General features: G+C 54.0%; 15 protein-coding genes. All 15 read right to left on the reverse strand.

Going from position 1 to position 13,562, the window contains the following annotated elements; translation table 11 throughout:
* A partial coding sequence (tatA, locus tag ACI4OH_RS10280) for a twin-arginine translocase TatA/TatE family subunit (RefSeq protein WP_439784708.1) occupies positions 1-241 on the reverse strand: 241 nt, incomplete at its 3' end.
* Between the two features lie 73 nt (positions 242-314).
* Positions 315-1,274, reverse strand: a complete 960-nt coding sequence (locus tag ACI4OH_RS10285; RefSeq protein WP_439784744.1) for a polyprenyl synthetase family protein — start codon at positions 1,272-1,274, stop codon at positions 315-317.
* A gap of 169 nt (positions 1,275-1,443) precedes the next feature.
* Positions 1,444-2,031, reverse strand: coding sequence for a hypothetical protein (locus tag ACI4OH_RS10290; protein ID WP_432647750.1), 588 nt, complete (start codon positions 2,029-2,031; stop codon positions 1,444-1,446).
* A gap of 28 nt (positions 2,032-2,059) precedes the next feature.
* Positions 2,060-3,058 (reverse strand): flotillin-like protein FloA, encoded by a 999-nt coding sequence (gene floA, locus ACI4OH_RS10295; RefSeq protein WP_295632631.1) that lies wholly within the window; start codon positions 3,056-3,058, stop codon positions 2,060-2,062.
* Between the two features lie 50 nt (positions 3,059-3,108).
* Complete coding sequence (locus tag ACI4OH_RS10300; protein ID WP_435720870.1) at positions 3,109-3,762, reverse strand: NfeD family protein; 654 nt, start codon at positions 3,760-3,762, stop codon at positions 3,109-3,111.
* Between the two features lie 173 nt (positions 3,763-3,935).
* A complete protein-coding gene (locus ACI4OH_RS10305; protein ID WP_435720871.1) occupies positions 3,936-4,385 on the reverse strand; it encodes a GatB/YqeY domain-containing protein in 450 nt (149 codons plus the stop codon).
* Positions 4,386-4,477: 92 nt separating this feature from the next.
* A complete protein-coding gene (rpsU, locus tag ACI4OH_RS10310; protein ID WP_005841552.1) occupies positions 4,478-4,660 on the reverse strand; it encodes a 30S ribosomal protein S21 in 183 nt (60 codons plus the stop codon).
* Positions 4,661-4,791: 131 nt separating this feature from the next.
* Positions 4,792-5,139 carry a histidine triad nucleotide-binding protein gene (locus ACI4OH_RS10315; protein WP_432648429.1) on the reverse strand — a complete coding sequence of 116 codons (348 nt, stop codon included), beginning with the start codon at positions 5,137-5,139 and terminating at the stop codon, positions 4,792-4,794.
* A 155-nt stretch (positions 5,140-5,294) separates the two neighbouring features.
* The gene (mtaB, locus tag ACI4OH_RS10320) at positions 5,295-6,587 is read right to left on the reverse strand and encodes a tRNA (N(6)-L-threonylcarbamoyladenosine(37)-C(2))-methylthiotransferase MtaB (RefSeq protein WP_439784709.1); all 1,293 of its coding nucleotides are present in this window, start codon (positions 6,585-6,587) and stop codon (positions 5,295-5,297) included.
* Positions 6,584-7,330: a 16S rRNA (uracil(1498)-N(3))-methyltransferase gene (locus tag ACI4OH_RS10325; RefSeq protein WP_435720873.1), complete on the reverse strand. Its 747-nt coding sequence runs from the start codon at positions 7,328-7,330 to the stop codon at positions 6,584-6,586. Before ACI4OH_RS10325 ends, mtaB begins: the two co-directional genes overlap by 4 nt.
* Entirely contained in the window at positions 7,327-8,271 is a 945-nt protein-coding gene (prmA, locus tag ACI4OH_RS10330; protein ID WP_439784710.1) for a 50S ribosomal protein L11 methyltransferase, read from the reverse strand. The genes ACI4OH_RS10325 and prmA overlap by 4 nt, the downstream gene beginning before the upstream one ends.
* 184 nt (positions 8,272-8,455) lie before the next feature.
* On the reverse strand, positions 8,456-9,634 hold the full coding sequence (gene dnaJ, locus ACI4OH_RS10335) for a molecular chaperone DnaJ (protein WP_439784711.1): 1,179 nt from the start codon (positions 9,632-9,634) through the stop codon (positions 8,456-8,458).
* A gap of 86 nt (positions 9,635-9,720) precedes the next feature.
* Complete coding sequence (dnaK, locus tag ACI4OH_RS10340) at positions 9,721-11,583, reverse strand: molecular chaperone DnaK (RefSeq protein ID WP_295713280.1); 1,863 nt, start codon at positions 11,581-11,583, stop codon at positions 9,721-9,723.
* Positions 11,584-11,666: 83 nt separating this feature from the next.
* Positions 11,667-12,269, reverse strand: coding sequence for a nucleotide exchange factor GrpE (grpE, locus tag ACI4OH_RS10345; protein ID WP_439784745.1), 603 nt, complete (start codon positions 12,267-12,269; stop codon positions 11,667-11,669).
* 65 nt (positions 12,270-12,334) lie between these two features.
* Positions 12,335-13,369, reverse strand: a complete 1,035-nt coding sequence (gene hrcA / locus ACI4OH_RS10350) for a heat-inducible transcriptional repressor HrcA (RefSeq protein WP_439784712.1) — start codon at positions 13,367-13,369, stop codon at positions 12,335-12,337.
* Positions 13,370-13,562 lie beyond the last annotated feature (193 nt).

Consider the following 13,562-nt stretch of genomic DNA (forward strand, 5'->3'; position numbering starts at 1 on the left):
TGTCTGCGGCCGCTGGTTTTGCCGCTGCAGGAGCTGCTGCCTGCTGCGCTGCAGGACGCTGCGGCGGCTGCGGCTGATTCTCCGGTGCGTTGATAGCCTGTGATAAGGCATTTGACGCCTTACGGAATTCACGAATGCCCTTGCCGAGCGTGCGGCCCATCTCCGGCAGCTTGCCGGGACCAAATACGATGAGCCCGATGATCAGGATGAGCACGAGCTCCGGTACGCCAATTCCAAACATAATGTTCCTCCGTCAATGAATCTCTATTACCTTCTGTCTTCTATTTTCGTGCCTATTGCACGCAAAATCAATGTCAGAAGTCACGGTCGCCGATAAAATCTGCTACCATCTCATAGGCCTCACGGATTTCTGAAGGCAGGCTATCCGGCAGAGACGCTTTCGCCTGTTCCAGATAGGCATCGGCCTTGTCCTTGGCAAAATCAACGCCATCCGTCGCCTTGACAATGGCGAGCGCACGCTCGACCATTTCATCCGTCATGTCCATATCCGTAACGATGGCTTCAAGCTCTTTGGCATCCGGGCTGACTTCGAGTGCCCGGATGACAGGCAGGGTGACAATGCCCTGACGAATGTCATTGCCGGCCGGCTTGCCGATTTTCTCCGCCGTCTGCTCGATGTCCAGGAGATCATCGGTGATCTGAAAAGCCATACCGATGCAGTGACCGTATTTGCCGAGCGCTGCCACGTCCTCTTTTGTCATGCCGCCAACCATAGAACCGAGCTCACAGCAGATCTCAAGAAAATCTGCCGTCTTCTTTTGGATGCGTTCATAATAATCAGCCATGCCGCGCGATGCCTGATAAATGGCATTGTCCTGAATGATTTCACCGACACTCAGATTGCAGACAAGTTCTGCCAGACGCTTCGAGACATGGGCATCGTAGCCCTCCTCAGCAATCAGCGTGAAGGCCCTTGCAAAAATATAATCACCGGAAAGAATCGCGACCTGGTTGTTCCAGCGGGCATTGGCCGTGGCCGCACCGCGGCGCGTATCCGCTTCATCGATGACATCGTCGTGAACCAGGGATGCCGTATGGATGAGTTCGAGTGCTTCCGCCAGCGGCAGAACATGGGCGAGGTCAAACGACTTGCCGCCGTGAGCCGAGAGCAGACAAAGAGCCGGACGAATGCGTTTGCCGCCCGACGTAACGATATGCAGCCCGACTTCGGTCACGAGTTCATTCGTGGAAGTCACAGCTTTCTGCAGCCCCTGTTCCAGCACTTCGAGGTCGCTTTTTATTACATCAAACATCTGGTTTGACAAATTCATCACCTACAAAACCTTACTTTTATTTATGACGCATAATACATTCTATAATTTTACTACAGAATCATCGTTTTGTCATGGGAAAAACTCACAACAAAAGGAAAGCCTCCCCAAAAATTGGAGAGACTTGTTCTTCTTTCTTATTCCTGCTCTATTATTTGCGCCAATACGGATTCTTATGGCGATAGGCCTTCGGTTTTCCCAAAAGCTCCGCCATGACAATAGACTGCTGGATGGAAGCAGGCGTAAATTGAGGCAGAATCGGTGCCTTTCTCCGTGTCTTCTGTCCCGGAAGCTTGGCCTGCTGCTCGTAAATGGCCTCTTCTCTGGCGCGGATAGCCTCTTCTTCGGCCCTGCGCTCCTCTTCATAGGCCGCTTCACGGGCCTTATCCGCCATTTCCTCGCGATAGGCCTCCAGCATGTCCTGCATCTTTGTGCCGGGCTCGCGGTAGACGCCTTCATCCGTCTGGCCGGAAGGCAGCGGCGCTCCTTTTAAATCGGGAATTTCAAAGGGCAGTGAGCTCTTCTTTTCGGGTTCCGGCTGCGCCTTTGTCCCCCATGGCTGCGGCATGGGCGGCGGCAGCTGCTCATCCGCATGAGAAGAATGTTCTCCCGCCCGTCTCGGCATCTCCGGAAAGGGAAACGGAGGCCTTTGAGCCGGCGGCTTTTTCTTGCCCCCCAGCTTATCCGTGAGAATGGCCATGACGGCGAAGAGTATAATCGCCAGAATCGATGAATCCATCAGCCATGCCCCCTCTCTTTGCCTTCACTCATTTAACAGGCTGCGTCGGACGCATCTTATCATCTGCCCCAGCCGTACTGATGGCATTGCGCATATCCGTGTCAGCCTGTACATTGTTGAGATTGTAATAATCCATGACACCGAGGCGGCCTTCGCGCAAAGCTTCGGCCATCGCATGCGGGACTTCGGCCTGTGCTTCGACGACTTTTGCCTCCATCTCCTGCGTATACGCTTTCATTTCCTGCTCTTTGGCGACGGCCATCGCACGGCGCTCCTCGGCCTTAGCCTGCGCGATGCGCTTATCAGCTTCAGCCTGATCCGTCTGGAGTTCTGCGCCGATATTGCGGCCGACATCGACATCGGCGATATCGATGGAAAGAATCTCAAAGGCCGTACCGGCATCAAGGCCCTTGCCGAGTACCGTTTTACTGATGTCATCCGGATTGGCCAGCACGTCATTGTGACTTTCCGAAGAACCGACCGTCGTGACTATGCCCTCGCCGACACGTGCGATGATCGTCGGTTCGCCGGCACCGCCGACGAGGCGGTCGATATTGGCACGCACGGTGACGCGCGCCTTGATCTTGAGTTCGATGCCGTTACGCGCGACGGCCGAAACCACAGGGGTTTCAATGACTTTTGGATTGACACTCATCTGCACGGCTTCAAGCACATCACGGCCGGCGAGGTCAATGGCCGCAGAACGCTCAAACGGCAGAGGAATCTGCGCGCGGTGCGCGGCAATCAAGGCATCGACAACCTTGTCGACGTTGCCGCCCGCCAGATAATGGGCCTCAAGCTGATTGACCTGTACATTTAACCCTGCCTTATTGGCCTTGATGAGCGGCAGGATGATTTTAGCCGGCGGCACGCGGCGCATGCGCATGCCGACAAGGGTGACAATGCTGACATGGACATCGGCAGCCAAAGCCGAAATCCAGAGCCCCAGCGGCACAAAATGAAGAAAAATCATGATGGCCGCGACAATGAGCACAAGAATGAATGCGGATGTGATAAGAGATGCCATAAAAACGCCTCCTGATTTTTTTACCTATAAAACTTACTCAGCTTCCCTGCTTACTGCTCAAGCTGTTTTGCTGCTTCCAACCGGCGCACGACGACGCGGCTGCCATGGACCGAAACGACTTTTACCTTTTCGCCCTTCTGGATGAAAGCGCCTTCCGAGACCACATCGACAGGATGGCCCGCCAGCATCGCCGTGCCCGAAGGGCGCAGCTCGGTAAGGACAATTCCCTGCTGACCGACGAGCTGGCGCTCTTCATGGGCGCTGATATAGCCGCGCTTGGCCGTCGACTGGTCCTTGAGCACAAACTTTTTCCAAAGCCGGCTCGATGGCAGCTGATTGACAATCAGGGCAAAGACGGCAATCGCTGCCATCAGGGAAATCACCAGCACCGAAACGGCCGCCAGATTGCCGCCAAGGGCCAGCACGACACTGTAAAGCATCGCGGCCACGCCGACACCAGCCAAAAGTCCGATGGTCGGCAGCAGCATTTCGATGATGATGCAGAGGATACCGCCGAGAAACAGACCGATCTGGAAAAGGTCAACCGTACCTTTGACATACTGACTCCCCCAGAATACACCGGCCGCCACGATGCCGAGCATGACGCCGGCACCTGTACCGCCCGTCTTGACTTCCACAAAAATGGCCAAAAACATGATGGCCAGCAGCAGGACCTGCAGAATTGGCATGCTGACAATATCCATATTGCTCCTCCTTTCATTTCTGCCTGTCTGCTTAATCAGACCTTTGTATCTTACTATCATCTTTTTAATTCGACAAAAACAGGCAAATACCTTTAAAAAAAGAAGCCGCCGTATGGCAGCCTCTTTTTATTCTGATTCATTTTTATGTCTTGGAGATGGACAAAGTTTCTTGTTCAGCCCTGCAGCATGCTGCGAACGAGCGTATTGACCATCTTGCCATCGGCACGGCCCTTGACTTTTGGCATCAGCATGCCCATGACCTTGCCCATATCCTTTGGCGTCTTGGCTCCCGTCTTCTCGACGGCTTCCTTGACGAGTGCACGGACTTCGTCTTCCGAGAGCTGTGCCGGCAGATACGGCATGAGCACATCGATTTCAGCCTGCGTCTTTTCTACGAGGTCATCGCGATTGCCCTTCTTGAATTCCTCGATGGAATCCCTGCGCATCTTGACTTCCTTGCTGATCACACCGATGACTTCATCATCGCCGAGCTCTTTGTGGCCGCCGTCAATTTCTGCCTGACGGATGGCACCGCGCACGAGGCGGATGACGGACAGGCGGTCCTTCTCATGTTTCTTCATTGCCTCTTTCATATCGGCCGTAAGCTGTTCCTTGATGGACATAAAGGTTCTTCCTCTCTTTTCTATAGGATGCAAAGAAAATAAAAAGGCACCTGCGGAGCATGGGCTCGCAGGCGCCGGTCGCAAATGACGGATTAACCTCTGTACTTGCGTTTACGAGCTGCCTCAGATTTCTTCTTGCGGCGAACGCTCGGTTTCTCATAATGTTCACGTTTTCTCACTTCAGCAAGCGTACCAGCCTTCTGGGACATACGCTTGAAGCGGCGGAGAGCACTATCGATCGATTCGTTTTTACCAACTTTGATTTCGTTTGCCATCTATTTTTTCCCCCCCTCCACTTAACATGGGAGTTTGTGTCTTTAGAATTACACCACACCATTATACAGCAGGACATAATCCACTGTCAACACTCTCCAAAAGTTTTAGGGAACTGACTCCATGCAGTTCCTCAGCCTGGAGGCCATTGCATAGAGCGGCCGCCAAGGAGGTGGAAATGCAGATGCTTCACGGTCTGTCCGCCCTCATCGCCGGTATTGGCCACGACACGGAACCCTTTTTCGTCCACACCAAGCTTTTTGGCAAGCTGCGGGATGACATCGACGAGAATATGCGAAACGAGAGCCTTATCCTCTTCTTTGAGGGCCAGCAGACTTTCGACATGTTTCTTCGGGATTATGAGCACGTGCTCCGGAGCCTGCGGTTCAAGGTCACGGAACGCCACCACCGTATCGTCTTCATAGACCAGATTCGACGGAATTTCTTTCTGTGCAATCTTGCAAAAGATACAATCTGCCATCTTCTTCACCTCCTTCAGCTGCGAACGGGCCGCTTAGGCCCATTTATAAGTACATATTCGTCGTCTTTTCTGAAAAACCTTCTTTTAGCAAAAAGAAAAAATAAAAAAGACGATTTTCAGAACTCCACGATTTCAAGATGAACGCATCCGAAACATCAGCGGACGCAGTGCGCAAAGACACCGTCACGCCAGAGTTTGTCGATATGAACGGTATAAATATCACCGCATTTGACGGCATCATCCGTATAGACGCGAATGTAATTGTCGGTCAGGCCGTCCGTGATGCTGTCTTTTGCCGTCTCAAACAGCACGCGCATGTCACGGCCGATGAAGCTCTTATGGAATTCCTCAGACTTGCGGTCAGCAAGCGCCTGCATGCGGTGCACGCGTTCCTTCTTGACCGCCTCATCGACCTGATCTTTGCGGGCCGCAGCCGGCGTACCCGTACGCCTCGAATATGGAAAGACATGCATGCGCGCAAAATTCATCTTCTCGACGAAATCAAGTCCCTGCTGAAAATCCTCTTCCGTCTCGCCGGGGAACCCGACGATGATATCCGTCGAAACGGCCACGCCCGGCACCTCTTTTTCCACATGCTCGATGAGTCGTGCAAATTCCTCCGTATCGTAATGACGGTTCATATCACGAAGGACCTTATCAGAGCCTGCCTGCAGGGGCAGGTGGAGATGCGCGCAGAAGCGTTCATCTTCGCGAATCAGCTGGAAAAGTTCTGGTGAGAGCTCGATGGATTCAAGCGACCCGAGGCGCAGGCGCTTGAGGCCTTTTACCGAAAGGACCTCGCGGCAGGCATCAGCCAAAGTGACATCTTCCGGCAAATCACGGCCGTAGGCCCCGAGATGGATGCCCGTCAGGACAATTTCCTTGAAGCCCATGGCGACGAGTTTCTCTGCCTCGCGGCGCACGTGCTCCGGCAGACGCGACTTAACGGGGCCGCGCGCATACGGAATGATGCAGTACGAGCAGAAATTCTGGCAGCCGTCCTCTATCTTCAGGAAGGCACGCGTGCGCTCCGGACTGTCATAGAGCGGAATATCCTCAAACGTCTTAGCCTGCATGATATCCGTGATCGTGCCCTGGATGCCGTCCTCGTGCATGGCCTTTTCGACGTAGTCGACAATATGCACGCGTTCTTTCGTGCCGAGCACGACGCGCACGCCTTCGATAGCCTTGATTTCATCCGGTGCCACCTGTGCATAGCAGCCGCAGACTGCGATGATGGCCTGAGGGTTCTCGCGATGGGCACGGCGGATGATCTGACGGCTCTTGCGGTCGCCAAGACTCGTAACCGAGCATGTATTGATGACATAAACATCGGCGCATTCCTCAAACGGCACGACCTCATAGCCGCGCTTCTTAAAGAGGCCTTCCATGGTCTCCGTCTCAAACTGATTGACCTTGCAGCCAAGTGTTGTCAGTGCAACTTTCAACTTCCCAAATCTCCTTTTTCATACTGCACGATGCTGAGCCCTGCAACGCACGCTGTCTCGGCCCGCAGAATGCGCGGCCCAAGCGTGACGCTCTGCCCGCCGGCTTTGACAATGGCTTCAGCTTCCTCAAGCGTAAAGCCGCCCTCGGGGCCGACGAGCAGCAGATAGCGCTCAGCCGTCGTGCGCTGCAGACATTCCCGCAGCGAAAGTTTTTCTTCATTTTCATAGCAAAACAGGAATTCCGAGTCCATGTCATCCTCATACGGAGCATGACAGAGAAATTTCTGCAGCGTTTCAATCGGCAATACTTTGACAAGGGCCGTGCGGCCGCATTGTTTGGCCGCCTCATTGGCAATTTTCTGCCAGCGTTCGCAGCGCTGTTTTGCCTTTTTTGCATCGTAACGCACGACGCAGTTGTGGCTGGCAACCGGCACGATACGCGTCACACCGAGTTCCACGGCCTTCTGCACGACAAAATCCATCTTGTCGGCCTTTAAAAGGCACGCCGCCAGCGTCAAATCGATGGGCGACTCCGTATCGGCATCGAGGCGTTCCAAAAGCTCCAGTGTCACCGTATCCGGGGAAAAAGCCGTCATTTCCATGCGCGCGACCTGATTCTCATCGTCGACGACGATGACTTCCTGACCGGGCTTCGCGCGCATGACATGCATGAGATGATGGGCATCCGGGCCGCCAATCTCGATTTGATCGGCCAGAATCCCCTTGTAGAAGAGTCTTCTCATTTCTTTTCCCCTCTGCTGATGACCATGGCAGCCCAGCCGCTCTCCTCGATGACTTTGTCAATCGCAAAACCATGCGCCAGCGCCGCTTCCGTCACATCGGCAACGCGTTCATCGATAATGCCCGAAGCCAGCAGTTTTCCGCCTTCGGCCAGATGTTCGTCAAGCTCGTCAAACAGACGGATGACAATATCGGCAATGATATTGGCGATGATGAGGTCCGCCTTGCCGTCAAATGATTTCAAAAGGTCGGAAACCCCCGTCGTCACTTTATCTTCGACGTGGTTGCGCTCGACATTTTCCTGTGCCACTTTGGCAGCCGTGCGGTCATAATCCTTCGCCGTGACCTCGCCGGCACCGAGTTTTGCGGCAGCCACGGCGAGTACGCCCGAGCCCGTGCCGACATCAAAGACGCGCATGCCGCCCTTGACGAGGGCTTCGAGTTCGCGGATGCACATGGCTGTCGTCGGATGCGTTCCTGTGCCAAAGGCAGCACTTGGGTCAAGGTCAATGACAATATCATCAGGGCTCGCTTCATAATCTTCCCAGGCCGGCTTGATGACAATAAGCCCGCCGACTTTTGTCGTATGAAAATACGCTTTCCAATTATCGGCCCAATCCTCATCCTGCACCGTATGCCATTCAATCGGGCAGGATTTCGCATCAAAACCATCGATCTTTGCAAGTTCTGCGACACGCCGTTCAAACGTGCGCAGACGTCCATCGAGGTCTTCATCGACCGGCAGATAAGCCTTGACGGTCACGCCATCCGTCTGTTCGGCTTTAGGCAGGTCGGAATAATCAAAAAGTCCGCTGTCGATATAACTGTTGAGTTCTTCTGGATCTTCAATGACAACACCGGAAGCCCCCACATCGTGAAAGATTTCGGCGATAAGTTCGGTTTCCTCATGTGTCGTGCGGATACTGACTTCGGCCCATTTCAAAGCGCATCGTCCTTTCTTTTTCTAAGTCTTTCTATTATATGTGATGTGGCTGTAAAAAACAAGGAATTTGCTCACAAAGAAATTACTGAGTCTTCTGCTGTTTCCCCCATACGCGATAACAACTATATAAAAAAAGAGGGCGCAGCAAATGCTTCCGCATTTGCCGCACTCTCTTTTTCACTGCTTATTTTTTAAAGAAGCGCTTGAGGTCATCGAGGAAACTCTTCTGCTCCGGATTGACTTTATCACCGCTGATTTCGCCAAACTCGCGCAGGAGCTCCTTCTGACGTGCAGACAGATTCTGCGGCGTCAGGACCTTGATGTGGACGAGCTCATCGCCGCGTCCCGAACCGCGCAGGAACGGAATGCCGTGGTTGCGGATGCGCAGGACCTTGCCCGACTGGATGCCCGCCGGAATCTTGAGGTCGACTGGACCATCGAGCGTCGGCACCTGTACAGAGCCGCCGAGGGCTGCCTGTACAAAGGTAATCGGCACTTCCACGATAACATCATTGCCATGACGCGTGTAGAGTTTATGCGGCTTGACAAAGATGTAAACGTAGAGGTCGCCGTAGCCGCCGCCATTGCGGCCGGCCTCGCCTGCACCGGACACGCGGACGCGCGACCCTTGGGCTACGCCCTTTGGGATGCCGACCTTGACCGTCTTCGTCTCGCGTTTGCGGCCCGTACCATGGCAGTCCTTGCACGGGGTCTTGATGACCTTGCCTGTGCCGTGGCAGTGCGAGCAGGTCTGGCTGCTCATCATGCGGCCAAAGGCCGTGTTGCGGACCACCTGCTGCTGGCCGGAACCATGGCAGACGGGGCAGGTCTCAGGCTGCGTCCCTGGGGCTGCACCTGTGCCATGGCACGTCGAACATTCGACCGTACGCGGAATGGTGAGTTCCACTTCTTTGCCGAAAGCAGCCTCTTCAAAGGTGATCTCCAAATCGTAGCGCAGGTCATTGCCGCGCTCCGGTCCCGGACGGCGCGCGTGGCCTGCGCCGCCATGACCGCCAAAGAACATATCAAAGATATCGCCGAAGCCTTCAGCGCCGGCACCAGCGCCGAAACCGCCAAAGTCTCCAAAACCGCCGAAGCCGCCGGCACCAGCGCCGTTAAAGCCGCCTGTGCCGTCAAAGGCACCGGCTCCAAACTGGTCGTACTGCGCGCGTTTCTTCGGGTCTTTGAGGACATCATAGGCCTCATTGATTTCCTTGAATTTTTCTTCTGCCTCTTTCGGATTGTCCGGATTGAGGTCTGGATGATATTTGCGGGCCAGTTTCTTATAGGCCCTCTTTATCTCCTTTTCATCCGCGCTCTTGTCAACGCCCAGCACTTCATAATAATCGCGTTTTTCGCTCACGTTGCACCATCCTTATAGAAAAATTGGGAGTCCAGGGAAAGCCCTGCGGCTCCCCCTTAGCTCCCAACCTTCAACCAATCATCTGATTATTTCTTGTCGTCTTTGACTTCCGTGTAGTCGGCATCGACGACATCATCATCGTCTTTCTTCTGCTGCTGGGCATTCTGGGCATTTTCTGCACCGGCCTGAGCCCCCTGGGCACCCTGCTGAGCACCAGCCTGCTGGTAAGCAGCGGCACTGAGTTCATACAGCGGCTTCTGCAGCTCTTCCGTAGCCTTCTTGATGGCTTCCGTATCGTTGCTCTTGATGGCCTCTTTGACCTTCTCGCAGGCAGCCTTGACTTCAGAGACCTTAGAAGCGTCAGCCTTGTCGCCGAGCTCCTTGATGGTCTTCTCTGCCTGATAAACCATGTTATCGGCATTGTTCTTAGCGTCGATGGCTTCCTTCTGCTTCTTATCCTCAGCCTCATGAGCCTTGGCTTCGTTGACCATGCGGTCAATATCTTCCTTGCTCATGCCGCTGTCGGACTGAATCGTGATCTTCTGCTCTTTGCCCGTGCCAAGATCCTTAGCGGATACATGGACGATACCGTTGGCATCGATATCGAAGGAAACTTCAATCTTAGGTACTCCGCGCGGAGCTGGCGGGATATCCGTGAGTTCGAAGCGGCCGAGCGTCTTGTTGCCGGCAGCCATCTCACGCTCGCCCTGCAGGACGTGGATATCAACGGACGGCTGGTTATCTGCGGCCGTCGAGAAAATCTGGCTCTTATGCGTCGGAATCGTCGTGTTGCGCTCGATGATCTTCGTGCAGACACCGCCGAGCGTCTCAATACCGAGGGAAAGCGGCGTGACATCGAGCAGGAGGACATCCTTGACTTCACCGACGAGGACACCGCCCTGAATAGCAGCACCGACGGATACGCATTCATCCGGGTTGACACCCTTCGAAGGCTCTTTGTGCAGGATATTGCGGATAGCATCCTGCACAGCCGGAATACGGGAAGAACCGCCGACGAGGATGATCTTATCGATATCGTCAGCCGAAAGGCCTGCATCAGCCATAGCTTTGCGCGTCGGGCCCATCGTGCGCTCAACGAGGTCGCTCGTGAGTTCATTGAATTTTGCACGCGTCAGCGTGAGGTCGAGGTGTTTCGGGCCCGAAGCATCGGCCGTGATGAACGGCAGGTTGATGTTCGTCTGCGTCATGCTCGAGAGTTCAATCTTTGCTTTTTCAGCAGCTTCCTTCAGACGCTGAGCAGCCATCTTGTCCTGAGAAAGGTCGATGCCGTTCTCCTGTTTGAATTCGCTGACCATCCAGTCGATGATCTTCTGGTCGAAGTCATCGCCGCCGAGGTGCGTATCACCGTTCGTAGCCTGTACTTCGAACGTGCCTTCGGAGAGCTCGAGGATGGAGACATCGAACGTGCCGCCGCCGAGGTCGAAGACGAGGATAGTCTCATCTTTATCTTTATCCAGGCCATAAGCAAGGGCTGCAGCCGTCGGCTCGTTGACGATACGCAGGACATCGAGGCCTGCAATTTTGCCGGCGTCCTTCGTTGCCTGACGCTGGCTGTCGTTGAAGTAAGCCGGGACCGTGATGACAGCCTGCGTGACCGTCTCACCAAGGTAAGCTTCTGCATCGCCCTTGAGTTTCTGCAGGATCATAGCCGAGATTTCCTGCGGCGTGTAATCCTTGCCATCAATCGTTACTTTGTAGTTCGGATCGCCCATATGACGTTTGATGGACGAAATCGTGCGGTCCGGATTCGATACAGCCTGACGTTTTGCCAGCTGACCGACAAGGCGCTGACCATCTTTCGTGAAACCGACGACAGACGGCGTGATACGGCTGCCCTCAGGGTTCGTGATGACGGTCGGTTCGCCGCCTTCCATGACAGATACAACGGAGTTCGTCGTACCTAAATCGATACCAATTACTTTAGACATGGTAACATCCTCCTAAACTTTATGTAAAAACTTGAATCATCTATATTTATGAAACAGGTGCTTCCGAAACGAATTCAAAGAAATCAGTTCGAAACAACCTGGACCATGCTTGGACGAATGACGCGGCCCTTGACCATGTAGCCCTTCTGGAGCTCCTGAGCGACCGTATCATCTTCTTTGTCGGGATCTTCGACCCGCATGACTGCCTGATGGAAGTTCGGGTCGAATTTTTTGCCCTCGACCTCAATGTGCTCAAGGCCGTTTTTCTTCAGGATTTCCTGGAACTGCGTGAAGATCATCTCAACGCCCTTCTGGAAAGCCGCGGCATCTTTTGTCTCGGCTGCCATCGCGCGTTCGAAGTTGTCGAGCAGCGGCAGCATATCCTTGCAGAAGTTCTGCGTGACCACGGAGGCGATTTCCTCGCGTTCCTTTGCCGAACGGCGGCGGAAGTTGTCAAAATCAGCCTGCAGGCGCAGCAGACGGTCTTTCTTCTCCTGAAGATCCGACGTCAGTTTTTCGACCTGGCTCTTGAGGGCCTCGATCTCTTCCTGTGCTGCCGTATCCTCAGCTTCTGCCTCATCAGCAGGTTCTTCTTCGGAACCTTCCGCGGCATCTTCTGCTGCAGCTTCGGCTTCGTTGATTTCCTGCTTCATTTCTTCCATCTTCTGCTCATCTTTTTTCTTCATTTCATCTTTGATAAATGATGGCAAAACACTCACCTCTTCACGTAATCCCTGTTATCCCTGCGGCTCTACCAGTGAAACCGCTTAATGACTTCTGTAAGATTGGCATTCATATATTCAAGCAGGCTCATGGCCTTCGCGTATTCCATGCGCGTCGGGCCGAGCACTGCGATAGTCCCTAAAAGCTGTCCGTCGAGATGGTACGTCGCCGTGATGATGCTGCTGTCCTTGAAGTGACTGTCCTCGTTTTCCTGGCCAATCGTGACTTCCAGGCCGTCGCCCATATGGGCGTGCAGCACATCCTTCATGAGCTCTTCCTTCTCGAGCACGAGCAGGGTTTCCTTGACTTTTTCCACATCGTGGAATTCCGGCTGTTCGAGCATCTGCGTCGTACCGCCGAGGTACAGGCGCTCGCGCTTGCCGGAATCAAGGGCCCGATGAATGATTTCGACCGCTGATTCGTAAAGCGGCTCATCCTGAATCTCATCGCGGATCTGCGCCATGGCCGGATGGTCAATCGACCGCAGCGTCTGACCGGCAAGATTCTTGTTGATGACCTTGGCCATGCGCTGGAAGTCCGCAAACGTGGCACCGTCCGGCATCTCGAGAATCTTGTTCTCGATGAAGCCTGCATCCGTCATGAGTACCGTGATGACGCGGCGATCATCGAGCGGCAGGAACTGCAGACAGCGGAACGCAGCCTGTGTCATCTGCGGGGCAAGCACCAAAGAAACATTCTTCGTCACCTGCGAGATGATGCGCGCCGTCTCCTGAAAGACCTCGTCGATGCGCTTGACCCTTGCCTTGTACCAGCGGTCGATGAGGACTTTCTCCTCATCACTCACGGGCTTCGGGGGAATCAGGCCGTCCACATAGAAGCGATATCCTTTCGAGGACGGAATCCTGCCGGAAGAGGTATGCAGCTGCTCGAGATACCCGAGCATCTCGAGGTCTGCCATCTCGTTGCGGATGGTCGCAGGACTGACGCCGAGGTCATACTTGCGCGCCAGTGTCCGCGAGCCGACCGGCTCTGCCGACTCGATGTAATCATCGACAATTGCCTGCAGCACGCGCTTCTTGCGTTCATCAAGTTCATCCTTCATCTGCCTGCCCCCTTCCTTGATCTCTCCTGTTAGCACTCTGATTACCTGAGTGCTAACTTTGAATCTATAAAGAATATACACCGAAAAAAACAAAAAGTCAACACCTAAAATGTCAAAAAGTCAAAATTATTTTCGACTTTTTTCAGAAATGAAAAAGAAGGGCCTTGATAACAGGTCCTTCTTCAGTTTCTGC

It is taken from the genome of Mitsuokella apri (assembly GCF_051886055.1).
Classification (GTDB): Bacteria; Bacillota; Negativicutes; order Selenomonadales; family Selenomonadaceae; genus Mitsuokella.

Bases quoted from the DNA above. Each gene is read 5' to 3' on its own strand.
- ACI4OH_RS10305 (WP_435720871.1), bottom strand. From the start codon at position 4,385: ATGTCCATCAAGGAACAGCTTACGGCCGATATGAAAGAGGCAATGAAG.
- ACI4OH_RS10315 (WP_432648429.1), bottom strand. From the start codon at position 5,139: ATGGCAGATTGTATCTTTTGCAAGATTGCACAGAAAGAAATTCCGTCG.
- dnaK (WP_295713280.1), bottom strand. From the start codon at position 11,583: ATGTCTAAAGTAATTGGTATCGATTTAGGTACGACGAACTCCGTTGTA.
- floA (WP_295632631.1), bottom strand. From the start codon at position 3,058: ATGGCATCTCTTATCACATCCGCATTCATTCTTGTGCTCATTGTCGCG.
- ACI4OH_RS10290 (WP_432647750.1), bottom strand. From the start codon at position 2,031: ATGGATTCATCGATTCTGGCGATTATACTCTTCGCCGTCATGGCCATT.
- rpsU (WP_005841552.1), bottom strand. From the start codon at position 4,660: ATGGCAAACGAAATCAAAGTTGGTAAAAACGAATCGATCGATAGTGCT.
- grpE (WP_439784745.1), bottom strand. From the start codon at position 12,269: ATGAAGAAAAAAGATGAGCAGAAGATGGAAGAAATGAAGCAGGAAATC.
- ACI4OH_RS10300 (WP_435720870.1), bottom strand. From the start codon at position 3,762: ATGGATATTGTCAGCATGCCAATTCTGCAGGTCCTGCTGCTGGCCATC.
- hrcA (WP_439784712.1), bottom strand. From the start codon at position 13,369: ATGAAGGATGAACTTGATGAACGCAAGAAGCGCGTGCTGCAGGCAATT.
- ACI4OH_RS10285 (WP_439784744.1), bottom strand. From the start codon at position 1,274: ATGTTTGATGTAATAAAAAGCGACCTCGAAGTGCTGGAACAGGGGCTG.
- ACI4OH_RS10325 (WP_435720873.1), bottom strand. From the start codon at position 7,330: ATGAGAAGACTCTTCTACAAGGGGATTCTGGCCGATCAAATCGAGATT.